Raw genomic sequence first — 23,357 nt, forward strand, 5'->3', positions numbered from 1 at the left:
AGAATTTATAACGTTCAAGGTATGAGAATTTTTTTACTTTCGATACAATCCATTCTTTTGAATGTAATCCAAGATTGATTTTGAAATTCGATTTTGGAATTGCGAAACGGGATATTCACTTGCATCCGAACCGGAATCGATTTCCGAAAAAGAATTTCTCAGATCCGTAGAACTTACAGGAATCAAAGGATTCTTTAAAAAACGAAACTCGGTCCGCGCTAAAAGACGCGGATTGATTGGAATGATTTCCGAAAATCTTCGAAAGACAAAAACGTTCCGAACCTCGTTTAAAATTCCTTCCCAATCGTTCCATTCGTGAAAGTTCGCATAATTGTCTTCGCCGATCAGAAGAACGAATTCGCGATCGGAATATAGATTTTTCAGTTCTTTGACGGTTTGGATCGTGAAACTCGGGCCATTTCGTTTCAGTTCCAAGTCCAAAATTCGAATCGGAGCATCGAGCTCGGACGCAAATAGATTCAACATTTCGAATATATCGGGTGAGGGCGAAAGTTTTTCGCCCTTGAGGGGATTTTGTCGGTTCGGAATCAGGAACACTTCCTTACAATCCGGAACTTCCTTAAAAAAAGACTTTAGAATTCCTGAATGTCCTTCGTGCGGAGGATCGAAACTTCCGCCGAAAATTCCGGTAAGAATCGAAGATTCCTCGGACAAAGGATCAACCCCGGATCTGTCCGTTCCCGGTAACGTAAGTGGTCGTGGTCGTAAGATGAACCAAACCCATCGGACCACGCACGTGAAGTTTTCCCGTTGAAATACCGACTTCGGCGCCTAAACCGAATTCTCCCCCGTCATGAAAACGTGTGGAACAATTTACGAACAATGCCGCCGAATCCAATGAGTTCGTAAAGATTTTCGACGTGCTTAAATCTTCCGTAACGATCGCTTCGGTATGCCCCGAGGAAGTTTTTTCGATAAAGGACAAAGCCTCTTCCAAAGTGGAAACCGTTTTCACCGAAAGACGAAGATCTAAAAATTCTTCCTTATAATCTTCTTCTTTAACGGGTTTGCCTTTCGGATAAAGAGCGAGAGAAGGAGGGTCGAGTAAAAGTTCCACGCCTTCTTTAGCGAGCGCTTCGAGCAATTCCTTGCGAAACGGATAACCGTTGTGAAGAATCAAATTCTCCGTAGCGTTGCAAACTCCGGGTCTTTGTACCTTAGAATTGATTACGATCGGAATCACCTTCTCGGGATCGGCGTCTTCGTCGATATAAAGATTACAAACACCTTTGTCGTGTTTGACGACCGGGATTTTAGAATGTTCGGAGACGAACTGGATCAAACCTTCGCCGCCTCTCGGAACGACGATATCGATCGAAGCGGTCTGTTGAAAGAACGGAAGCATAAACGAACGATCCGTTTTATCGACGAAGGTGACCGCACCCGTGTCGATTCCTTCTTTCATTAGAATTTCATGAAATAGTTTTACGAGAATCGCGTTGGAATGAAACGCTTCGCTTCCGCCCCGAAGAATACAAGAGTTTCCCGATTTGAAGGAAAGTGCGCCCACGTCGATCGTAACGTTCGGACGAGATTCGTATATCACCATCACAACACCGAGAGGAACCCTTCTTGTAACGAGTTCAAGACCGTTCGGAAGAGTCAAACCTCTCGTAACCTCTCCGACCGGATCGGGAAGGGAAACGATTTCGCGTAAAGCGTCGGCCATCGCAGAGATTCGTTTGTCGTTTAACAAAAGACGATCCATCAAAGCGGAGGAAAGATTTTTTTCCTTACCGTTTTTCAGATCCGCTTCGTTCGCGGAAAGAATATCCGCTTTGCGTTTTTCCAATAGATCCGCGAGTTCCGAAAGAACCTTGTTCTTTTTTGCGGAGGAAACGGACTTAAGAGTTCGGGACGCTTTTTTGGCTCGAGAACAGAGATCTTCAACGTATTCGATTTCTTTCATGTATGATTTCCCCCGTTGCCGTTCGCGTTTCGATTTTTACGGATGATTTCTTTGACGTCCTCTTCGGAAAAAATTCGATTTCCCGACGGAGCGATCAATGTTCCGACTTCATTCTTATCCATAAAGTCTCGGATTACATGCATTTTTTTGCCGTTTAAAATTGCTGTGGGAACTCCCGCTTCCGATAACAAACCCGCGGATTTGAGTTTCGTGAACATTCCTCCGGTTCCGGGACCGCTCGGGCCGCCCGCGAGATTCAGATCCTCTTTGGAAATTCTTTCCATAAAAGGTACAACTCTTTCCTCTTTTAAAAAACCGTCCACTCCCGTGAGAATAACAAGAAGATCCGCGCCTACGATCAAACTTACGAGTGCGGAAAGCATATCGTTGTCGCCGAACTTCACTTCCTCGGTGGCGACCGAATCGTTTTCGTTCACGACGGGAAGAATTCCCCATTCCAAAAGTTGAGTGAACGTGTTCTTTAGATTTTTATAACCTTCTTTGGATTCGAGATCCAAAACGCCGAAAAGAATCTGAGCGATGCTTAGGTTCACCTTGGAAAAGAAACTATCATAGAGATTGACGAGTCTGTTCTGACCCATCGCGGCTAACGCTTGTTTTTCGGAAAGGGAATCTCCCGAGGAAATCGAAGAGGGGAGTTCGCTTAACAAAAGTCTTCCTCTTGCGATCGCGCCCGACGAAACGAGAATCACTTTTTTGCCGAGATCGTGGAGATGGCGTACGTCGCTTACCAATTGAAACAGAAAATCGTTCACTTCCGATTCGGGACCGGATAAACGCGCGGAACCGATCTTGATGACGATCATTTCCGCCGAACGGATCTTATCGGAAAGGGAAGAACGCGTTAAAACGGATGAGTTCATTCTCGATCCTCGGAATTTCGGGAAGAATCGCCTAACGTGTCTTGATGTTCGGAATGTTCGGATTCATTCTCCGTATGAGAGGCAGATTTAGATTCTTTTACCGGATTCAAAACCTTTTCGATTTCGTCTTTGAAAAAGGTTTCATCCATGTTGACTAAAAGTTCTTCTAAGTTCGTTTCCATCGCCGCGGAGATTGCAATGACCTTGCCGAGATGGGAAACCTTTTCGATCACATCCTTCGTAAAGTCGGGATCGTCCCAAATGTCGATCTTATTCAACACGATCAGATAGGGTCTGTTTAAAAGTTCGGGATTGTAAGTCGCGAGTTCGTTACGGAGCATCTTAAGATCCTCTTCGATATCCAAAGAAGAAGCGTCGAATAGATAAAGAATTCCCTTTACCCTTTCGATATGACGCAGAAACGAAAGACCGAGACCGATTCCCATACTCGCGCCTTCGATGATACCCGGAATATCCGCAATCGTAAAACGGAATATATCACCTCTTCGCTTAACAACGCCGAGGTTCGGAGAAAGAGTGGTGAACGCATAACCCGCGATCTTCGGATGCGCGTCCGTGATTTTGGAAATCAAAGTGGACTTGCCCGCGTTCGGAAGACCTACGATACCGACGTCCGCTAAAAGTTTTAAGGAAAGGCGTAAGAATTTATATTCTCCGTCTTCACCGGGTTGTGCAAAACGCGGAGTTTGATTTGTGGAAGATTTAAAATGAGTGTTTCCTTTTCCGCCGCGTCCGCCTCGAACGACTACGAATTCCTGAGTATCGCTCACGAAGTCGAAAAGAAGATCTCCAGTTTCCTCGTCGTAGATTTGAGTTCCGAGAGGAACGAATAGAATTAAGTCCTCACCTTTTTTACCGGAACAATTGTCTCCGACTCCGGGAAAACCCGCCTCGGCTTTGAACTTTCTTTTGGAAAGATATTTGTCCAAGGTATACATGGAAAGGTTGGGGCGAATGATTACGTTACCGCCGATTCCACCGTCCCCGCCGTCGGGTCCGCCGAATTCGACGTATTTCTCCCTTCGGAAATGAACCGACCCGGCCCCGCCGTGACCGGCGAAAACTTCGATGGCGACTTCGTCTACAAAGGATTCCATACTATTTGAATATTCTAAATTCTTAAATTGATCGTAAAAACAAAAAACCGCAGAGTCCGGACCCAGAAACGGGCAGGAGACTGCGGTTCATCCGGTTTGAGATTGAATATGAAGGGTTATTCCGGGTAAACGGAAACCTGCATTTTCAATTTGGAAACCATCTCGAACTTCACTTTTCCGTGAACGAGAGCAAAGAGAGTGTGATCTTTGCCGAGTCCTACGTTGTTACCAGGACGGAATTTAGTTCCTCTTTGGCGAACGAGAATGTTTCCCGCGAGAACGGATTCTCCTCCGAAACGTTTTACTCCGAGTCTCTGGGAATTTGAATCCCGGCCGTTCTTAGAGGATCCACCACCTTTCTTATGTGCCATTTTCTGGTACTCCTATCAGTTCAATTTCTTTCGGATATTGACTCTTCAGATTTTTTAATCCCGAAAGAATCAAATCAAAGCTATTTTGTATCAATGCGTCTTGCCCGAGAACCTCGAACCGAAGATATCCGTCGCGGATTTCAGCCGGTTTTGCTTTGCCAGATTGTAAGAGGTGCAGATAAAGAGTCTGAACCAAAACCGAGACGGCAGAGCAGAGAAGATTCTCGCCTTTTGTTCCCAGAGAAGCGGGGGAGTGTCCCTCACTTTCCAAGGAAGAATAAAATTCTCTTAAACGAGTTATCCGAATTCGGATCAAACTGCGGAAAGAGAAACCACTTTCACTTTTTGGAGCTGTTGTCTGTGGCCCCAAGCTTTTTGATAGTTCTTTCTTCTTTTGTAAACGTAAGCGTGAATCTTGTCACCTTTTACGTCTTCGAGAACTTTCAAAGAAACACGAGCGGTTTTCAGCTCGGGTTGTCCAATATGAACCTTATTGCTGGATTCCGCGAAAAGAAGAACTTTTGCGTCAAAGGATTCGCCCGCGTTTTTGCCGGTTTTTTCGGTCAGGAATTCCTGATCCTGGGTTACCTTAAATTGTCTGTTTCCAACTGAAATAATAGCGTACATATCGATCCGGCCTGTTTTAAAGTCGTTTTCAACCAATCTGGTCGACCTTGCTTGTCGGTCAAGGGGAAAATGGAAAAACGCTTGTACCGGAGGGGCTGTTTCGAAAGCGCGGTTTTGCGGGAACTCTTGCAAAGAAGGGGACTCGATTCGAAATCCTGGGCCACAGTGTGGGAACTCCTTCGCATTTGAAAAAATCGTTCTGAACGCCCCTATATCCGCTTCGTTCATCCCTGATTTTGGGAAGAATGTAGGAACTCCTGCAAATTTATCGTTTCCATTCTCGTGGGTAGAAAAATCGACCAAGTCAAAGGTGAAATTTTAAACCGACGACTTCTTGGGATGGACGGATCTTACAAGTTACTGGCGATCCGCGAACAATGGCTCATTCTAATTCGATCGATGGCTTGCTCTTCGATTCAACAGAGATAAAATTTTTACCATGAACTCAAAAACAAAAACGGAATCGAAATCACGAATTTAAAATATGAAATGTCAAAAGCGAAAACGAAGCGCAACGATTTCATTCACTGCAATTTTCGAATCACCAAAAATCCAAGAGCATCAATTCAGTAAACTCACATGGCAAAACCATATATTTAAAATTATATATAATTAATCATATTATAATTCCATTAGATAACTTGAATGAATTTTGCCGCAAAAGCCTGAGATTTTCTTTTTAAGAACAAGTTGCTTGTGATGCACAATGCGCAACATCTTGATTTCGATGAACAAGAGTTATATGAATTTTTTATAAAATAAGTATCAAAAAGCAAAAAGCGAGCAAAAAATCACTTCCCAAAGAGTTGCTCGATCTGTAGATACATACAATCTTTATGGAAAATACAAACCTGTAAAGATATGCATCTAATTTAATTTCAACAGGAGATACTAATGGTATCAGGAATTACACTCATCGTGCTCAGCATTCTTGCTGTGCCATCTCTGCTTTTAGCAAAAAAACCGGACGCAAAAGAGTTGCTTGCGAAGATTTCACCTTATCAAGGTTGGATCGGTCTGGTTTTCTGCTTCTGGGGAATCTACGGAATCGTTTTCCAAGGACTTCTTGGTCTTGGATGGCTTCCAACTTGGCCGATTTACTGGGTGACTGCACTTGCGGGAAACATCGTTCAAGCGGTTCTTGGTTTCATTCTCGGTTTCGGAACGATCTCTACTTATGTTCTTTCCAAAAACGAAGAAGCAAAGAAAAAAGGAGCTGAACTTTTAGCTAAGCTTGCTCCAATCCAAGGTAAATTGGGAATTTTTGGAATTGCAGTAGGGGTTTGGACCATCGTAGCGTCTTTTCTTTTCTACGGAGTATAATTCCATTTTCCGGGTGAATCTTTCACCCGGAACACACCTTCCTTCCCCGATTTAAGATTGCATTCCTATAAAAAAACGACTTCCTTTGTCGTTTAGAATGCAGGTCCTCACAGATTCCCAAAAAATTTTAGAACTCAAGGCCGGTCGATTTCCGAATCCGATCGAATTCCCGAAACATTTTCGAGACGAACGATTCGCGTTCGATTCGACAAGTTCGTATACGATCACCGATCCGTTTCAAATCCGGGGAACTTCCACCTTGGAAAATAAACCTTCCGAAATTACAGTGAAACCGGCGACGGGACGTTATTCGCGCTTTTCCCATTCGGGGAAGAATTACGAGCTAAACCCGTCTCTTTGTATAAAAGGAAATCATAATATTCAATTGGGGGATGTGAAGATCATAGAACATCCTTTGGCCGTGATGTCCGCGTTCGGTTTTTATATGGATTTCGAGTTGGAACAATCCAGTTTCCCGACCTTCGATTTTTGCGATCAAGTATATCTGGACGGAATTCAAAACAACTTTCATAAGATCGGAGAAGTTTCTCGAATCACCGTTGCAAAACCGTTTGCCGCTGTTTGGGAAAAAGGATATTGTATCTTGGAACCAGACGAGCAAGGAATGTCTTTGTTCTTGGATCATCAAGTAAGTTATCCGGGACAAACGGTGGGTAACGTAAGAATTCAAACCGAACTTACGCCGGAGTTTTTTTCATACATCGCGTCCGCGAGAACGACTGCGTTTCGACCGGGGATCGAAGCGGAGAAGTTTTATCAGATCGGACTTGGGGGCGGGCTCAAGGATTATCCGTTCACATTGGAAAACGTGATTTTGTTAAACGAAGACAAAATTTTTAACCCGAGGGAAAAGTTCGAATCGAACGGAATGAACTACGAATTCCTAGCACACGAGTTGATCGATATTCTCGCTTGGATTCGTTTTGTGGAAGAGGAGTATCAGGGAAGATTTTTCGGAAAGATGACCACGTTTCTTTTCGATCATCACAGACAGATCGATATCGCCCAATTGGTATGCGATCGAAAAAGATTCTCCGAGATCGGAATCCGAGTTCTCTGATCCCGGAGAATTAAGAGTCGAATGAGTCCTTTAAAAACCGATCATCATTCCTCCGTCGACACGAAGGGTCGCACCGGTGATCCAATCCGCTTCGTCCGAAGCAAGAAAATGAATCGCGGAAGAAATCGCTTCTTCCGGATTTCTTGAAATCTTCAGAGGAATCGTATCCAAAACCCGTTCGCGAACTTCTTTCGGAACCCCGGCCGCAAAGTCGTTGTCTATAAAACCGGAAGCCACGCAGTTTACGGTGATGTTTCTGGACGCGAGTTCTCTTGCGGAGGATTTGGTAAGGGCCATAAGACCCGCCTTTGCGGAAGAATAGTTACTCTGTCCCCCGTTTCCGTAAAACCCGGATACGGAACCGATGTTTATGATTCTACCATATTCTTTTTTCATCATATACTTGGCGGCGGCTTGTGTGCCTAAGAAAGCGCCTTTTAGATTCACGTTGAAAACATCGTCCCATTTTTCTTCGCTCATTCTCAAAAGAAGATCGTCTTTGATGATCCCCGCGTTGTTCACCCAAACGTCTATCTTTCCGGTTTCCTTAAACGCGTATTCGGCGAGTTCTTTCACCTGAATCTTGTCCTTTACGTCGCAGACTTTTCCGAGGACTTTTCCTTTGTGGAACGATTTCAATTCTTCGATCGTTCTTTCGATTTGAGCGGAATCCAAATCCGATACGACTACGGTTGCGTTCTTCAATAGGAAATTTTTCGCGCTTATCTTTCCGATTCCTCTTGCGGAGCCGGTGATCACTATCGTTTTTTCAGAAAACATAAATTCCTCCATTTATTTCGATATCGAAATAATAGCCAAAAATCAAAAATTTCTACTTTTCAAAATTAGAATGAATTCTTTCCAAAAGACGGATAAAGGTTTCTTTTTCCTCGGGAAGAAGCCCCTTATAGAGTTTTTGATTGGTGGTATTCGAAGCACGAATGACCGCCTCGCGTGTTGTCTTTCCTTTTGCGGTAAGAACGGCGTTAAAAACCCTTTCGTCATCTGGCGATTGAATTCTTTTTACGTATTTCAATTCCTCCATCTTGTCCAATAAGGCGGTGATCGTCGAATTGGTTCGGTCCAACGTGTTTGCCAGTTCGCTCATCGTCATTTCCCCCGAAACACCTAAGGCGTACAATACACCCCCGTGTGCGGGCACCAAGTCCTTGATTCCTTCCTTTTCGAATTCTTTACTTAAGAACTTTTGGATTCTGTCTCTGGTTCTGGATAAAAGATGGATCGCAAATTCTTGTTTCATTTATTTCGATATCGAAATAAATAGAATTTTTGTCAATCTAAAAATTTCTTCACGTTTCCCGTTTTTTATCGTCCGTTCAAATTCTTTTGTTATGCGACAGAACAAATTATCGGATCATAAAGTCCATATTACAAATCGGAGTTCTCGGTTGAAATCGATTCTGTTCGAATAAGATTGCCGTAATACCGTCTTGACAGCCTTCATTCTAATATTTTTGATTCCATTAAAGCCCGAAGAGTTATGACCGCTAAAAAACAGACTTCCAAAAAGAAATCATCCAATCAAATCGACAAGTGGTGGCAAAAGACCACGATTTATCAGATATATCCTCGTTCCTTTGCGGACAGCAACGAGGACGGGATCGGCGATATTCCCGGAATCATTTCCAAGTTGGATTACCTTCGGGATCTCGGGTTCGAAACGCTTTGGATTTCGCCTTTATATAAAGGTCCTCAGATGGATCACGGATATGACGTTAGTGACTATTACTCCATCGCTCCCGAATACGGTACACTCAAGGATGCAGAAAAGCTAATAAAAGAAGTCCACAAACGCGGAATGAAAATCGTTTTCGATATGGTGATGAATCATACTTCCGATGAACACGATTGGTTCAAACAATCCCGTTCCAGCCGTGAAAATCCGAAACGAGATTGGTATATCTGGAGAGACGGAAAAGGGAAGAATAAACCTCCCAATAACTGGAGTTCCTTCGTAACTCCGAAGGCTTGGAACTACGACGCGCATACGGATCAGTGGTATCTCGCGAGCTTTCTTGATTTTCAACCCGATTTGAATTACTATAATCCCGAAGTCAAAAAAGCGATGTTCGACGTTTTACGTTTTTGGCTGAAGAAGGGCGTGGACGGTTTTCGTTTGGATATCTTTCACGCGATTTATAAGGACAGATATTTCAGGGACAATCCGTTCCGTTTTAAATACATCGTTTCTGAAAACGATCACGACGGTTATTTTCAAAGTAGGGTTCATACCGTAAATCATCCGAATAACTTCGAATTTGCGAAAGAACTCAGATCCGTTCTCGAAGAATTCGACGGGGATCGATTCTCCGTCGGAGAAGTTGCGGGAGACGATCATATCATCAAACGTTACTTAGGCGAAAAAAGAGACGGCCTTAATCTTATCTTTTTGTTCGAGACTCTTCTTCTTAAATTCAAGATGACCTTCTTCAAAGGAATCATCAAGAAGATGGAAGAGGTTTATCCTTATCCTTACATTCCTACCTACGTTTTCGGAAACCACGATCAAAGACGTTACATGCGTAAGATCAACAATAACTTGGAAAAAGGAAAGCTCGTGGCCCTTTTTCAGTTCACTGCGCGCGGAGTTCCGGTCACGTATTACGGTGAAGAGATCGGAATGACGAACGAAACGATCAAACTGACCGAAGCTCAGGATCCTTTGGCGAGAATTTATCGTTGGTTAGGCGATACTCTTTCCGAATTTTTAGGTCTTGCAGACATCATCATTCGAGATCGCGCGAGATCTCCTATGCAATGGGACGATTCGCCAAACGCTGGTTTTACGACTAAAAAGGGAAAACCTTGGATCCGCGTTCACGGTAACTATAAGGAACGAAACGTTTCCGTGGAATCGGAAGATCGTGATTCGCTTTTAAACACTTATAAAAGTGCGATTCACTTGAGAAACGAAAGTCCAGCGTTGAAAGAAGGAACTCTTCAATTGATCGAAGAAGGAGTTCCCAAGGATATGCTTGTGTATTTACGGGAATCCGGAAATGAACGCAAGCTGATCGTTCTTAATTTCGGTAAAAAAACCAGGTTCTTTATCAATTCGACGGATTGTAGAAAATATTTCTATTCCACCGTTTTATTCGATCACAACGAGTTTGATCAGTTTAAGATTCCGCCTTGTTCCGGGGTTATATTAGGAAACGAGTATATTCCAAAAAAAGTGAATAAGAAATAGGCGGAATCGTTTTACGCTTTAGTTTATGGCGGATTCCGTAGACCTTCTTCGATTCGAAGAGTAGTCTACGGAATTGGATCGTCGATCCGCATTAGAATATTCGATTGTTGGAAAGTTTAATCCCTCGATTTCGGAAACACTTCCCTAAAAAAGGACAACAATTCGTCCCAAGAACGTCTGTCCGCCTTTGCATTGTAAGCCGCTCCTTTAGAATTATCGTTTCCTGCGTCCTTGATCGTAAAGGAATGAACCGCGCCTCCGTAAGAAATAAACTGCCAATCGACTCCGGCCTTTCTCATTTCGTCTTGAAACGTCTCGACTTCTTCCTTTTTAACGAATGGATCGTCGGCCCCGTGAAGCGCTAAAACTTTTCCTTTGATGTTTTTTGCGTCTTCGACGTTGGGCGTTGCCAAACCTCCGTGAAAACTAACGGTTCCTTGAACGGGAGCTCCGCTTCGTGCAAGTTCCAAGGCAACGGTTCCCCCGAAACAATAGCCGATCGCCGCAATCAAATTCGTATCGACTTCGGGTTGCGACTTTAAGGTTTCAAGCGCGGCTAAAATGCGGGCGCGCATCAGTTTACGATCTTGTTTATAAGAATTCGCTAATTTAGCGGCTTCCTCCATCGCCTTCGGTCTTACACCTTTTCCGTATATGTCCACGGCTAAAGCCACGTAACCCAATCCCGCGAGTTTGTCCGCGCGCATTTTCGAGTTTTCGCTGAGTCCCATCCAATCGTGAACGACTAATACGCCGGGAACTTTCTTTTTGGAATCAAGAGCCGGATAAGCGATATAACCCTCTAAAGTGGTTTCCCCTTCCTGATACACGATCGTCTTGGACGCGGGTTTTGCCCAAATGGAAGAGACTGCAATAAGATTGAATAACGCAAAAAAAAGGAACATTCGTTTCATGAAGAATACCTCGCTCCCGGAATATAACGTTTCCTTAAAAAAACAAGTATTTACCTAAGTTCCGTTTAAACTTGTAAAATTTAAGACGAAATCTGAATCGTTCTACTGATAAAATCTTGAAAATTTATATGATTTTATCAGGATACGTTGTTTCTATCGTCCCGGATCCCGACTTCAAACAAAGGTAATATATGAAAAAGAAAACCTCGTTCTATTTTACATTCGGAACCCTTTTATTTTTTAGCCTTTTCATATCTTGTTCCAATTCCGTTTCTTCCAAGATCGCTCCTCGCGCAGAAAAAGGGGTTTTGGATTTAAGGGAATGGGATTTTAATTCGGACGGAATCGTGAAGTTGGATGGTGAATGGTCTTTTGTCTGGAAACAACTGAGTCTTTCGAAACCGGATCCGAACGCGACGGAAGCGAAATCATACAACGTTTTTGTTCCCGGCAATTGGAATTCTTATTCTGAAATTCCGGATATGGATTCCGCGAACGCCTATGGTTACGGGACGTTTACTCTGAAAGTATTGTTGAACGAAAATCAAAATCCGCTCGCGATTCGGTTTCAGGACGTAGGCACCGCAGGAGCGGTTTGGGTGGACGGAGTTAAATTAATCCGAAGCGGCGTTGTGGGCACGGATGAAAACACTTCAAGACCGCAGTATCTTCCACGTTATGCGGAATTTCCGACATCCGGAAATGAAATTCTAATTCAAGTCGAAGTATCCAATTTCCATCATTTTAAGGGAGGAATCTGGGAGACGATTCGTCTTGGAAGTAAAAAAAGCATATCCGATTACAGAGAGGACCGATGGACGACCGAGATGTTCCTATTCGGAAGTATTGCCGTTATGGCTCTGTATCATTTCGGTTTGTTTTCTTTGAGAAGAAAGGACAAGTCAAGTTTATACTTCGGACTTTTCTGTTTTGTGATAGTGGTTCGTTTGTTGATGACCGGGGAACGATTTATCCTTCAAAAGTTTCCGGAGATTCAGTGGGAGTTTGGAAGTAAGGTGGAATATCTTTCTTTTTATCTGGCCTGGCCGATCTTTCAGAAATACATGGATACGATCTTTCCGGAAGATATGCCAAAGTTCGTTTGGAAGATCAGCGTAGCGGTGGTTGGCGTTTTTTCACTCGTGATTCTTTTCTTTCCGACGAAGATATTCGCGCTCACTCTCATTCCGTATCAACTTTTTCTTCTGGTTTATACTCTGCTCTTTTTCTTTTGGCTCGGAAGATTCATCTATCGCAAAAGAGACGGGGCGATCATCGCAAGTTTGGGAGCGCTCGCATTGATCGCGACCGCTATCAACGATATTCTTCAAAGTCAAACCGTAGTCAGCACGGGATATTATCTCCCGCTCGGATTGTTTACGTTTATCTTCGCGCAGTCGTATATGCTTTCTTTGAAATTTTCGGCGGCTTTCGTCGCAATCGAAAATCTTTCGGCGGACTTAAAGGCCACGAACCAATCCTACAGCCGTTTTGTTCCTTTGGAATTCTTGAAGTTTTTAGGAAAACAGAATATTACGGAAATTGAATTAGGAGATCAGACTCAAAAAGAAATGACGATTCTTTTTTCGGATATCCGTTCTTTTACCGAACTTTCCGAAAAGATGACCCCTAAGGATAACTTCGATTTTTTGAATTCGTATATGGGAAAGATGGGACCCATAATCCGCAAACACGGAGGTTTTGTGGATAAATATCTCGGGGACGGAATTATGGCGTTGTTTCCGGATTCTCCCGATGACGCGCTTGAAGCCGCTCTCGAAATGAAACTGGAATTGGATCGACACAATCAAAGTCGATTGGAAAGAAATTATGAACCGATTCGAATCGGGATCGGTATTCATACCGGAGTTTTAATGTTGGGTACGATCGGAGAAGTGGAAAGAATGGACGGAACCGTTATTTCGGACGCGGTCAATCTCGCTTCACGAATCGAAGGGCTTACCAAAAAATACGGCGTCGACATTCTTCTTTCGGACGACAGCTTCCGCAAAATCAGAAATCGAATCAAACATTCCTTCAAAGAGTTGGGTAAGGTCGCCGTTAAGGGGAAGGAGAACTTGGTCGGCGTGTATCAGGTGGAATAAGAACCTGCGATTTTTTCGATTGCGATCAATAGATCCGTTTTTAGTTCTTTCGGTTCGATAAGAATCGCGGAATCGCCCAAACCGAGAACGTGATGCAGGGCCCATTCTTTCGTTTCGAGATCGACTTTCATTTCGATCCATTCGGTATCTATTTTAGAATATTCTAATATTCTTCCGTATGAGATCATTTTAAAAAAATCGAAACGTTCCGCTTTGATTCTGAGGAGGACCTGATAAGAAGGGAGTTTTGAGAAAAAGTTTTTCGTACTTTCTTGCCAGTATTTTTCCAGATCGAATTTTTTCGGTCTTTCAAACGAATCTCCGAGTTTCGCATCGATGATTCTGGAGATTCGGAAGGTTCTGAATTCTTTTCCGTACTTAGCGGCCAGATACCAGGTTTTTCCTTTTGCGACAAGACCCAAGGGAAGAATGATTCTTTTTTTGGATTCTTCATCGGATCGATAACGAAGAATGATTTTCTTTTCCTGCCACACCGCTTCCTGTATCAAAGGCAAGAACGGAAACTCCTCTTCGGAACAACCCCAACCGGCTCCGTCTATATGAATTCTTTGTCGAACCATCTCCGCTTCTTCTTGATAAGCCGGAGGAAGTGACGCCATAAATTTCATAAAGGCCGAGTCGAAATCTTTTTTCTTACCGAGATCGGAAGCGATTCGTGTCGAACTCGTAAGGATCATCGAAAAAATTTCTTCCTTTTTCATTCCAGTGAGATTGGTTCTGTAACCTTCCGAAAGTTCCCAGCCGCCTTTGGAACCTCGTTCCGCATATACGGGAACACCGGAAGCGCTTAAGGCTTCCATATCTCGATGAATCGTTCTTTCGGAAACCTCTAGTTTTTTGGCAAGGTCCCGAGAGGAGATTCTCCCTTTGGCCTGAAGTTGTAAAAGAATGGAGAGTAACCGATCCGCGCGCATGTTTCAATCATATTCCAAATACATGACAGTAATTGACATATATAATTTCTTAAACTGTAACTGAAATCAATTTTTTTCGATGGTAAAAAACATTCTTTTGGATATATGACAGAGTTTGTCATGCTAACCGATGTAAGATGGGAGTATGAAAAACAGAAATTTGGAAGGTAAGGTAGCGTTGGTAGCGGGCGCAACCAGAGGAGCCGGAAGGGGAATTGCGATCGAGTTGGGTGAAGCGGGTGCGACCGTTTACGTTACGGGAAGGAGTGTCCGTGGAAATTCTTCGGAGATGAATCGTAAAGAGACGATCGAAGAAACCGCGGAACTGATCCAATCTTCGGGCGGGAAGGCGATCTGGGTTCAAGTCGATCATACAAAGCCGGAAGAGGTAAAGTCCCTTCTTTCCAAAATTAAAAGAGAACAGGGAAAACTTGATATTCTAATCAACGATATTTGGGGCGGAGATCCTTACATCGATTGGTCTCAGAAATTTTGGGAACATTCTTTGGAGAACGGACTCAAGGTGCAAAGAACCTGTTTGGATTCTCATTTGATTACGAATTATTTTGCGGCGCCCTTGATGATCGAAACCGGTTCGGGTCTTGTGATAGAGATTACGGACGGGATCGACGGCAGATATAGAGGGAATTTATATTATTCTTTGATCAAGTCCTCCATTATAAATCTTGCAAGTTATTTATCGGAGGAATTGAAACCCCACGGAATATCGGTGCTCGCGGTAACTCCCGGATTTTTGAGATCCGAGGCGATGCTCGATCATTTCGGAGTTGAGGAAAAAAATTGGAGGGACGGGGCCTTAAAAGAACCCCATTTTATCGCATCGGAAACTCCCGCTTATGTAGGACGAGCGGTTGCGGCCTTAGCGATGGATCCGAACGTTTTTTCAAAAACGGGAACCGCTACGAGTTCTTGGAGACTTTCGGACGAATACGATTTTATGGATTTGGACGGAAATAGACCCCATTGGGGAAGATACTTTAAGGAAAAATTCGGAGAAGATATATGAAAACGAAACTGTTAAGCGAATTCGATTCGAATCAAACTCAAGTGTCGACGGGAACGTTGAGTATGATTTCCAGAATTTTATACCCTGCCTCCTTGTTGAATGTTCAGGAGCCGGAGACCGATATCGACTTTCAAAAAGCGGCGAATGAAGAATCGGAATCCGATCCGGATTGATGCCGAGGGAATGAATCCGCGCGCGATACGCAAAAGAACGCATATTTTTTAAATACATTAGGAGTTTATGATGAAGCAACATTTGGTTCGAATTTTCGGTTACGGTTTTTTAGTTTGGTTGATTCCGTTTCTTGTGGCGATTCCGTTCTATACGCGGGACGGGAAGTTGTTGACGGATATTTTTCTGTTTAAATCCGTGATGTTGATTACGGGAAGTCTTACGGGTTGTCTTTTGTTCGTTTCACTTGCGCTCAAGATTTCGGGTAAAAAGTTCGGGATTCTTCTGAGCGCTGGATTCATCTGGCTTATAATCAATTGGGGATTAGACTTTTTGATCTTACTTCCTATGTCTAAGATGAGTCCCGCGGATTATTTCATCCAAATCGGATTGGGATATATCGCGATGGTATTCGTATCTTTTGCGATCGGTTGGGTTGCGGATAGATCAGCTAATTCTAATTAGGTGAAATGAGATTCTGAACTAAAGTTGAATTCGGATCAGGACGAATGAAGAATTCTTTGGATGTAAAGAATTTAACTTTAGTTGTTCCGACAAAGCATCGACGGCAAAAAGAATTTGAAATTCGATAAATCTATGACCGGCGCAGAAAGGTATAAAATCCTATCTTTTTCGTAATTCTCCCCTGTGGAATGGATTGCTGAGGACCAAAGCGCTCGGAAATAGGATTTGAAGCCGAATATACGGTTCATTGGAAGGGAACTTGTAGTTCCCTTTTTTTACGTCGTGAACTTCGTTTAAAACTCTTCCTTGTTTTCCGATAAACTCGACTCGAATCGCTTTTTCCCCAAATTCAAAAAAAATTTCATCTCTCTGAGTGAGGCCGATTTCGATCAGTTCCGGATCTTCCAGAATACGATCGTGTTTTCTTACGCATACGTAGTTTCCGGATTTTAAGGATTTTAGAATATCATTGGATTCTAATGTGTTTACGTTTAAAAGAACGTAACGCATGAGTGATTGTCCTTCGGGTCTATACAAGAGTGCGACCATATCCCGCAGTGTGAATCGATCTTTTTTTCGGACGTTTTCGTATTCGTCTCGGGGAAGGTAATGCAAATCGTCGGACGCCATACAATGTGGGAATTTGTCTTCGCTTAATATTTCATCCCACGTGGATATCTCGTCGCCGAACGGGCTGAAGACCTCAATGGAATCGTAATCTTTGAGGCCTAATAGCATACTTTGAGAGAAACTGTGATTTAGTTTGGGATGGTTGATCGTAACGAAGGCTCCTTGTTCGTGAAAACGATCGATCGCCCATTGTATGTTCGAAACGTCTGCATACAACGGAAACGGATCGAACTCGGGTTGTTTTCCGCCGAGAACCAAGATATGTCTTTTTCTAAGATTGGTTCCCCATTCGAACGCTGGGATTGTGGATAGATTCTTATCTTTGGGACGGGTTATTCTTCCATAATCGCTAAAGGAAAGAATTCGGTATCCGTTTTTTGAATATACTTTTTCGATTTCTTCGACGCTGTTTCGTCCGGGTGTATACCAGACCTCGTTCGTATGATTGTGGAAGGAGGATTTGACCCATTTTAGGTTTGTTCTGTGTCGATAGGGGTTTTCTATTTCCTTGTTGTTTGTATTTCGGTTTTCGTGGCTGGCCTCGGATCGAAAGGCAAAACTCGTATAAAGATTAAAAAGTATAAGAACGCTCAGGATAAAAATGCACAAGAATAGGAAGCGTGTTTTCGCTTTTTTCATTGTCGCATTAAAAAATATACTTTGTGCGAACGAGAAGTCTAAAACGAATTCGGTTTGTTTACTTTTGATTACAACGGATTCGTAAAATGTAATATGGAAATTCCGAAAATTCCATTGATTGAAATCGTATGAATTCTTCCGATAGTTCCGAAACATATTTCGATTGAAATCGAATTTGAAAAACTATTTGGAAAGTTCATGGCTTCAGAAAAAAATATTACGGTTTTATTACCCGCTTATAACGAAGAATTGACGATCGCCGATACGATTCTTTCCTTTTTTAAGGAATTGCCAAAGGCAGAGTTCATCGTCATAGACAATAACTCCAAGGATCGTACGAACGAGATCGCGAAAGCCACTCTGAAAAAGCATAAGATCAGGGGCAAAGTGGTTTCCGAGTTCAAACAAGGAAAGGCAAACGCGATTCGAAAGGGTTTCGCCTCTTCTTACGCCGAATGTTACGTGATGGTCGATGCGGACATGACTTATCCCGCCGAAGAAGTTCATAGATTGATCGAAGCGAGAGAGGAAGGCGGCTACGATATGGTCGTAGGCGATCGTCTCAGCGGGGGAGGTTATAAAAAAGAAAACAAAAGAACGTTTCATTCCTTTGGAAATAACTTGGTGATTCGTCTGATCAATTTTCTTTTTGCGGTTAAGCTCAGAGACGCCATGAGCGGTTACAGGATTTTTTCGAATCGTTTCGTTCGTCATTATCCGATTCTTTCCAAAGGGTTCGAGTTGGAGATAGAGATGACCTTGCACGTTTTGGATAAACGTCTTTCGTATTTGGAAGTTCCGGTTCGTTATTTGGATCGTCCTAAGGGAAGTTCTTCTAAGTTGAATACGATCCGAGACGGTTATTCGGTTGTTAAGAATATTCTCTGGATTTTTAAAGATTATAAGCCGATGCACTTTTTCGGTTTTATATCGGGAGCCGCGTTCCTTGCGTCCTTATGTGTGGGCTTTCCGGCTATTTTGGATTATATCCGATACCGCTATGTCTATCACGTTCCTTTGGCGATTCTTGCGACCGGGTTGATGATCGGTTCCATGATTAATTTTTCGATCGGGCTCATTCTTCATACCGTTTCCAAAATTCAACGATTCAATTTCGAGCTCGAGATCATAAAATGGAAAGGATGAGCTTGAGCTAACTTTTGACTTTTATTAGAGTTTCTTTTTTTCCGTTCGGATTAAAAATAGATCCCCTTCGTTTGCGATCGGAGTAAAGATCAACTTCGGATAAAGAAAATTCAATTCCACTAAACTGTTCCGATTGGCCACTAAGAATAGTTTTTGATTCTCCGGTTCGGTCAGTAGTTTTTCTTCGTCTTTAAACTTATAACTTCCGATGATATGGATTTTATTTTCACGATAGAACATCGGATAGAACGAAAGATATTTATAAAATACTAATTTTCCTTTTTCCGCTTCGGCGATGTCCGAGAATTTTAAGATTCTTCCCTGCAGAACGTCCATTACCTTCGGCGCCAAGGTAAAGGATAGGGTTCCGATCCAAGTTAACATTCCGATCCAAAGAACGCTAAAGAAGCCCAAATTATTCTCCTTCTTAGGAACGAAACTCACAAGAAGATAGATCGACATCAATACGGAACCTAAGATCAAAAGTCCCGGTAAATAATCGAGAATGGAAATTCGAAAATCGATTCCGTCCCCGATGTTCATTCTAAAATCGGAAGAATGAATCGCAAGTTGAGCTATCCAAGGAAATAATAGAAAGGCGAATGCGATTATCCCTCCGTAACCGGCCACCCATCCTAAAAGTCGACTTCGCTTATCATTTTGAATCGCGTAAGCCGCAAAGAAAGAGAGCGGAAAGTAAATCGAAGAGGAGTAATGCGGAAGTTTTGTCTGAACGATCGAGAAAATTATCAAAACAATACCGGCCCATACGAAAAGAATCTTAGAGAACGTTTTCGTGTTCTCGTTTTCGAATGCGGAGGTTTTTGGTTTTAAGGCGTATCCGAATAACAAAGGCGTCCAAGGAAAAAAACCGATCAAAACGACGAGGCCGTGATAAAACCAAGGTCCGGTATGCGATTCCAGAGATTTGGTTAAAAGTTTTTTCTGGAACTCGACGAAACCCGCGATAAAACCTTCTCCGTGGATCAGATAATCGGTTAGGTAATAGGAAGACACAACTCCCGAAGTCAGAGCGATACATAATAAAAGATGCATGAACGAAAATCGAAATCGTTTTTCGAAGATTCGAACGGCCGCAAAGGAAAACGCAGGGATCGCTATTCCGAGAGGTCCTTTGGTAAGCGTTCCGATTCCCATGCTGAACGACGCGAGAATCAACCACTTCAAAGCGCCGAAACGATTCTTTGCTTTTTGTTCCACATCGTATAAGAACAAACAAAGGACGGAACATAAAAGAAACGTATTGAATAGATGATCGATGTAAGCGGTTCTGGAAAGCAATAAGGGCAATAAGGAAGAGGAATAGATAAGCGCCCAGAGTAGACCGAACTTTTCCGAGACAACACGTTTACCGAAAAAGTAAAGAACGCCGAAAGAAAACAATCCGGATAAAACCGAAGGAAGTCTTGTCGCAAATTCTCCGATTCCGAAAATCGAGTAGAATAAACTCGCGAGCCAAAAGTAAAACGGGGGTTTTTCGGTGAACAACTGACCGTTTACTACAATTCGAAGATAATCTCCCGAAGTGAACATGTTCTTGGAAGCGGCTCCGTAGATATTTTCATCCCAGTCTATCAAGGGGAACGACCCGAGACCGACGCACAATAATACGAAATATGCTAAGAGGAAAAGCCAAAAGGGTCTGTTTTCGATTTTCATAAAAGTAATTTCAAAATTTTGAATATTCTTTTACGATTCTATGAACAAAATATTACAATCGAAGAACAATTGTATAAGAAGAAAAACTTTTAGAAATGGTCAGGTTTTATCCGAACTTTTTGATACTGCGAGATTGTATGTAAAAACGGTTCTTGGATGAATCGGTTTTCCCGATGTGATCAAATCTTCCATCGTATTTTTTGCCTTACAGAGAACGCCGAGATAAATATTTTTTCGCGCTTGTTCTCTCCAGTCCGCATAAAGCGGATTTTTTTCCGCATATTCCGATCCTAAAAAGTCGGCCGCGTATAAGATAAGATCCAAAGGTCCGGGTGTTTCCGCTCCGAGTGTATGATTTCGAACCGCGGACAATACGTTTTCGTGTTCGAGTTTATATTCGGATCTGAGATAGATCGCGGCGGAATACGCGTGCCAAGCCGCCGAAGGAAGTTTTTCCAGATCGTGTTGACCCGATTCTTTGAATAACATTAAGTGAAATTCCGACGTCTTTTGTTTTGTGATGTCGTGAACGATTCCCGCGAGATACGCGAGTTCCGCTTCGTCTTTGGAATGGATGAGCGCGAGTTCTTTGGCGATTTCGGCGACTCGAAGAGAATGTTCCCAACGAGTGATCGTAATTTCATTGGGAACGATCTTTTTGAATTCTCGGGTTTTTGTTTCCAGCTCTTTCGGAGTCATAGTTTTCCTAATACATCTAACTTTCGCAAAGGATCGACGATGTCCAGAAAGTTTCGATCGGATTCAATTCTTCCCATTCTGAAGAAAGTTTTGTATTCTTTGGGAAACATTCTCTCGAATATCCTTATAAAAAATTCCGTAATCAAGAACGTGATAATTTTGTCCGACCCATCTTGAGAATCCCGGCGCCTGGGGTTCCGAAATTCGAAGTACACCGGATACACACTGCGCACTGCATAGTTTCGGACGGATCGTTTTGAACTTTCCGTTAACTCCGCCTAAATGTTGTTCTGCGCTTGCAATCAGTTCGTCGTCTTTCCAACTGATCGGATTGACGCATACGACCGGTCCTAGGGGGTCATGTACCATTTTTGGAATTTCGGCCTTTTCACCGAAGGTTCTCCAGCTAATCACACAACCGGTTTGTGTCGATGATTTACAAACAGGAATCGTTTTGTAGAAGTTTACGGGAACCGCGCCTCCGATCAAATAAGCGGCGATCATCTTTCCGGAAAGGGGAGAATCGTCGATTCTATCCTTCAATAAGCGAATCGCGTGGTGCGTTCCCTGGCTATGGGACGCTATGATGAAAGGTCTTCCTCCGTTCCATTGTTTCATGTAGTAGTCGAAGGATTTAAGTATATCTTGATATGCTAAATCTAAAGAAAGTTTTCCGTTCGATTTATCCAGAAAAGAATAAAGAGTTGCCTGTCTGTAACGAGGAGCGTAAATCTTCGCGCAACAGTTGAATGCGCTCGCTTGTTGTTTGATGGTACCGTCATCGGTTCGGTTGTTTACTTTTTCGTTTAAAAGCTCCGCGTTCCATTCTCTCCCGTAAAACGTGGTGGGATGGACGAAGAATACGTCGACCAAGGCCTTGTCTTGTTCGTCTTTTAGATTCGATTCCAAAGGGACTTGATCCGCGTCGTCTTTCTTTTGAGGAAGAGCGGCCCAGGAATTCTGATCGGCGTAATTCGGTTCTTGAGGAGGTTTGAATTCTTCGAAATTTCCGGAAGGACGGATCAGCCAAAGACAGGAAACATAAAACGGTAAACATAAGATCGGAATGAGACGAATTGTTAAACGCATGATCGTAAGTCCTTTTAATTCAATTCGATAAAATGAGAATTCTGGATTCTTTCTTTAGTATCCTTGCCCGATTCAAAATGTCAATGCGGTTTGTTATGGATAAGCTTTTTCGTTTCGATGGTTGACAGAGACTCTTTCGATTTTAAGATCGGCCTTATGAAAATCACAGAAGACGTTTTTAAAAACGCGCTTTCGCACTTTCCCTCCGGTGTAACGGTCATCACGTATTCTCATCTCGGAAAAAATAGCGGCCTTACCGTGAGTAGTTTTAGTTCTCTTTCTCTCAATCCTCCCTTGGTCCTTTTTTGTCTTCAAAAGAACATAACGAGTCACGATCCGATTCGGAGTTCCGGAAAATTCGTAGTGAACATTTTGGCGCAGGGTCAGGATTCCATTTCGAATCAATTCGCTTCGGGTAAAACCGATAAACACGTTCTGATCGATGAACTCGGTTCTAAAACGGGAGAACTTGGCGTTCCGATTCTTCCGGGTACACTTTCGCATATCGAATGTGAAGTGGACCAGTTTGTGGACGGGGGAGATCATTCGATCGTAATCGGACGCGTGGTTTCGGCGGGCGCGGAAGATAGTTTAAGGCCGTTGTTGTATTATAGAAGAGGTTATTACTCGATCTAAAAGATTCAAAAAGTTTTTGATTCGTTAAAACGACATGGATCTTCGCTCTTCACGTTGAAGAATAGGAATATAAGAATAGTTCAATGTTCTTTTTCGCTTTTTAGGATCGCGGATTTTTTCGAAGGAATCCGCGAGCGTTGCGATTTTTTTGGCGCGATGCGATTGGACTCACGTATGTAAACGTAGAGCTTATTGCCGACAAGGGAAACTCGTCGGAAGATTATGGGGTCCATACATCAGAATGCGTGCCGCGTTAGGAATATTCCTTTTTGTCGTTATTGTTTGTTGCGGTCGGATCTCTTCGGCTCGGGATCAAATTTCAAATTTTTTACAACCGATTTTAAATTCTTCTTCCGCATCTCCCGTCCGATCGGATTTAAAAGAAATCTGCGATTTGTCGCCCCTTGAAATCGGAGACGGCGAATGGATGACAAACTCCGAGCGAACGGAGGTCCGACCTATGCTTCTGGATTTTCTCTGGAAACATTGCTGGGATCGGTTCCATTCTCCATAAGAACTGAAAATGTAGGAACTCCTTCGATTCTTACGGGCGAGTTCGCCTCAAAACGCGGGAACTCTTCTTATTCGTTTCGAGAATTGCCAGGTCGGAACTACAATCACCCGAATTTTACGGGAATATTTGATTTTCAGAGCGCGACTTGGAAAAAATACTGAC

At 43.0% G+C, this 23,357-nt stretch carries 25 protein-coding genes; 10 read left to right on the forward strand and 15 right to left on the reverse strand.

Annotated elements, in window-relative coordinates; all coding sequences use genetic code 11:
- Nucleotides 1–33 precede the first annotated feature (33 nt).
- The 7 genes from nadD to rplU all read right to left on the reverse strand — a co-directional run bounded on the left by nadD (nt 34) and on the right by rplU (nt 4,930).
- A complete protein-coding gene (gene nadD / locus CH367_RS03745) occupies nt 34–675 on the reverse strand; it encodes a nicotinate (nicotinamide) nucleotide adenylyltransferase (protein WP_100761116.1) in 642 nt (213 codons plus the stop codon).
- A 4-nt stretch (nt 676–679) separates the two neighbouring features.
- The gene (locus CH367_RS03750; RefSeq protein ID WP_100761117.1) at nt 680–1,930 is read right to left on the reverse strand and encodes a glutamate-5-semialdehyde dehydrogenase; all 1,251 of its coding nucleotides are present in this window, start codon (nt 1,928–1,930) and stop codon (nt 680–682) included.
- Nucleotides 1,927–2,814, reverse strand: coding sequence for a glutamate 5-kinase (gene proB, locus CH367_RS03755; protein ID WP_100761118.1), 888 nt, complete (start codon nt 2,812–2,814; stop codon nt 1,927–1,929). The genes CH367_RS03750 and proB overlap by 4 nt, the downstream gene beginning before the upstream one ends.
- Nucleotides 2,811–3,932, reverse strand: coding sequence for a GTPase ObgE (obgE, locus tag CH367_RS03760; RefSeq protein WP_100761119.1), 1,122 nt, complete (start codon nt 3,930–3,932; stop codon nt 2,811–2,813). The genes proB and obgE overlap by 4 nt, the downstream gene beginning before the upstream one ends.
- A 116-nt stretch (nt 3,933–4,048) precedes the next feature.
- Nucleotides 4,049–4,303, reverse strand: a complete 255-nt coding sequence (rpmA, locus tag CH367_RS03765) for a 50S ribosomal protein L27 (RefSeq protein ID WP_002629808.1) — start codon at nt 4,301–4,303, stop codon at nt 4,049–4,051.
- On the reverse strand, nt 4,293–4,619 hold the full coding sequence (locus CH367_RS03770; protein ID WP_100761120.1) for a ribosomal-processing cysteine protease Prp: 327 nt from the start codon (nt 4,617–4,619) through the stop codon (nt 4,293–4,295). The genes rpmA and CH367_RS03770 overlap by 11 nt, the downstream gene beginning before the upstream one ends.
- Nucleotides 4,616–4,930, reverse strand: a complete 315-nt coding sequence (rplU, locus tag CH367_RS03775) for a 50S ribosomal protein L21 (RefSeq protein ID WP_100761350.1) — start codon at nt 4,928–4,930, stop codon at nt 4,616–4,618. Before rplU ends, CH367_RS03770 begins: the two co-directional genes overlap by 4 nt.
- A gap of 894 nt (nt 4,931–5,824) precedes the next feature.
- Here rplU and CH367_RS03780 point away from each other — a divergent pair.
- The gene (locus CH367_RS03780) at nt 5,825–6,253 is read left to right on the forward strand and encodes a hypothetical protein (protein WP_010573998.1); all 429 of its coding nucleotides are present in this window, start codon (nt 5,825–5,827) and stop codon (nt 6,251–6,253) included.
- Nucleotides 6,254–6,350: 97 nt separating this feature from the next.
- Nucleotides 6,351–7,334: a UDP-3-O-acyl-N-acetylglucosamine deacetylase gene (locus CH367_RS03785; RefSeq protein WP_100761121.1), complete on the forward strand. Its 984-nt coding sequence runs from the start codon at nt 6,351–6,353 to the stop codon at nt 7,332–7,334.
- A gap of 30 nt (nt 7,335–7,364) precedes the next feature.
- On the opposite strand, the gene fabG is transcribed toward CH367_RS03785, so the two are convergent.
- Nucleotides 7,365–8,114 (reverse strand): 3-oxoacyl-ACP reductase FabG, encoded by a 750-nt coding sequence (fabG, locus tag CH367_RS03790; protein WP_100761351.1) that lies wholly within the window; start codon nt 8,112–8,114, stop codon nt 7,365–7,367.
- A 52-nt stretch (nt 8,115–8,166) separates the two neighbouring features.
- Nucleotides 8,167–8,595: a MarR family winged helix-turn-helix transcriptional regulator gene (locus CH367_RS03795; RefSeq protein WP_100761122.1), complete on the reverse strand. Its 429-nt coding sequence runs from the start codon at nt 8,593–8,595 to the stop codon at nt 8,167–8,169.
- 240 nt (nt 8,596–8,835) lie between these two features.
- Here CH367_RS03795 and CH367_RS03800 point away from each other — a divergent pair, with 240 nt between their 5' ends.
- Nucleotides 8,836–10,545 carry an alpha-glucosidase gene (locus CH367_RS03800; RefSeq protein WP_100761123.1) on the forward strand — a complete coding sequence of 570 codons (1,710 nt, stop codon included), beginning with the start codon at nt 8,836–8,838 and terminating at the stop codon, nt 10,543–10,545.
- A 116-nt stretch (nt 10,546–10,661) separates the two neighbouring features.
- Here CH367_RS03800 and CH367_RS03805 read toward each other — a convergent pair whose 3' ends face one another.
- Nucleotides 10,662–11,459 (reverse strand): dienelactone hydrolase family protein, encoded by a 798-nt coding sequence (locus CH367_RS03805; protein ID WP_100761124.1) that lies wholly within the window; start codon nt 11,457–11,459, stop codon nt 10,662–10,664.
- Between the two features lie 191 nt (nt 11,460–11,650).
- On the opposite strand from CH367_RS03805, the gene CH367_RS03810 reads away from it, so the two are divergent.
- The gene (locus CH367_RS03810; protein WP_100761125.1) at nt 11,651–13,564 is read left to right on the forward strand and encodes an adenylate/guanylate cyclase domain-containing protein; all 1,914 of its coding nucleotides are present in this window, start codon (nt 11,651–11,653) and stop codon (nt 13,562–13,564) included.
- On the opposite strand, the gene CH367_RS03815 is transcribed toward CH367_RS03810, so the two are convergent.
- The gene (locus CH367_RS03815) at nt 13,552–14,499 is read right to left on the reverse strand and encodes a helix-turn-helix transcriptional regulator (protein ID WP_100761126.1); all 948 of its coding nucleotides are present in this window, start codon (nt 14,497–14,499) and stop codon (nt 13,552–13,554) included. The genes CH367_RS03810 and CH367_RS03815 overlap by 13 nt on opposite strands.
- Nucleotides 14,500–14,644: 145 nt before the next feature.
- On the opposite strand from CH367_RS03815, the gene CH367_RS03820 reads away from it, so the two are divergent.
- The 3 genes from CH367_RS03820 (at nt 14,645) to CH367_RS03825 (ending at nt 16,162) form a co-directional block, all read left to right on the forward strand.
- Complete coding sequence (locus tag CH367_RS03820) at nt 14,645–15,526, forward strand: SDR family oxidoreductase (protein ID WP_100761127.1); 882 nt, start codon at nt 14,645–14,647, stop codon at nt 15,524–15,526.
- Nucleotides 15,523–15,699 (forward strand): hypothetical protein, encoded by a 177-nt coding sequence (locus tag CH367_RS20780; RefSeq protein ID WP_165783203.1) that lies wholly within the window; start codon nt 15,523–15,525, stop codon nt 15,697–15,699. The genes CH367_RS03820 and CH367_RS20780 overlap by 4 nt, the downstream gene beginning before the upstream one ends.
- Before the next feature lie 70 nt (nt 15,700–15,769).
- A complete protein-coding gene (locus CH367_RS03825) occupies nt 15,770–16,162 on the forward strand; it encodes a hypothetical protein (protein WP_100761128.1) in 393 nt (130 codons plus the stop codon).
- Between the two features lie 159 nt (nt 16,163–16,321).
- Here the strand turns inward: CH367_RS03825 and CH367_RS03830 are convergent, their stop codons facing one another.
- Nucleotides 16,322–17,401 carry a CehA/McbA family metallohydrolase domain-containing protein gene (locus tag CH367_RS03830; RefSeq protein WP_125226089.1) on the reverse strand — a complete coding sequence of 360 codons (1,080 nt, stop codon included), beginning with the start codon at nt 17,399–17,401 and terminating at the stop codon, nt 16,322–16,324.
- 228 nt (nt 17,402–17,629) lie between these two features.
- On the opposite strand from CH367_RS03830, the gene CH367_RS03835 reads away from it, so the two are divergent.
- Entirely contained in the window at nt 17,630–18,577 is a 948-nt protein-coding gene (locus CH367_RS03835) for a glycosyltransferase family 2 protein (protein WP_100761130.1), read from the forward strand.
- Between the two features lie 24 nt (nt 18,578–18,601).
- Here the strand turns inward: CH367_RS03835 and CH367_RS03840 are convergent, their stop codons facing one another.
- From CH367_RS03840 to CH367_RS03850, 3 genes are all read right to left on the reverse strand, one after another.
- Nucleotides 18,602–20,176 (reverse strand): ArnT family glycosyltransferase, encoded by a 1,575-nt coding sequence (locus CH367_RS03840; RefSeq protein ID WP_244284457.1) that lies wholly within the window; start codon nt 20,174–20,176, stop codon nt 18,602–18,604.
- A 180-nt stretch (nt 20,177–20,356) separates the two neighbouring features.
- Nucleotides 20,357–20,956 carry a bis(5'-nucleosyl)-tetraphosphatase (symmetrical) YqeK gene (gene yqeK, locus CH367_RS03845; RefSeq protein WP_100761132.1) on the reverse strand — a complete coding sequence of 200 codons (600 nt, stop codon included), beginning with the start codon at nt 20,954–20,956 and terminating at the stop codon, nt 20,357–20,359.
- A gap of 63 nt (nt 20,957–21,019) precedes the next feature.
- Nucleotides 21,020–22,045 (reverse strand): DUF3089 domain-containing protein, encoded by a 1,026-nt coding sequence (locus CH367_RS03850; protein WP_100761133.1) that lies wholly within the window; start codon nt 22,043–22,045, stop codon nt 21,020–21,022.
- A 156-nt stretch (nt 22,046–22,201) separates the two neighbouring features.
- Here CH367_RS03850 and CH367_RS03855 point away from each other — a divergent pair, with 156 nt between their 5' ends.
- Both CH367_RS03855 and CH367_RS20695 read left to right on the forward strand, forming a co-directional pair.
- Nucleotides 22,202–22,681: a flavin reductase family protein gene (locus CH367_RS03855; RefSeq protein WP_100761352.1), complete on the forward strand. Its 480-nt coding sequence runs from the start codon at nt 22,202–22,204 to the stop codon at nt 22,679–22,681.
- Nucleotides 22,682–23,104: 423 nt separating this feature from the next.
- Complete coding sequence (locus tag CH367_RS20695) at nt 23,105–23,356, forward strand: hypothetical protein (RefSeq protein ID WP_125226090.1); 252 nt, start codon at nt 23,105–23,107, stop codon at nt 23,354–23,356.
- Nucleotide 23,357 lies beyond the last annotated feature (1 nt).

It is taken from the genome of Leptospira barantonii (assembly GCF_002811925.1).
Classification (GTDB): Bacteria; Spirochaetota; Leptospiria; order Leptospirales; family Leptospiraceae; genus Leptospira; species Leptospira barantonii.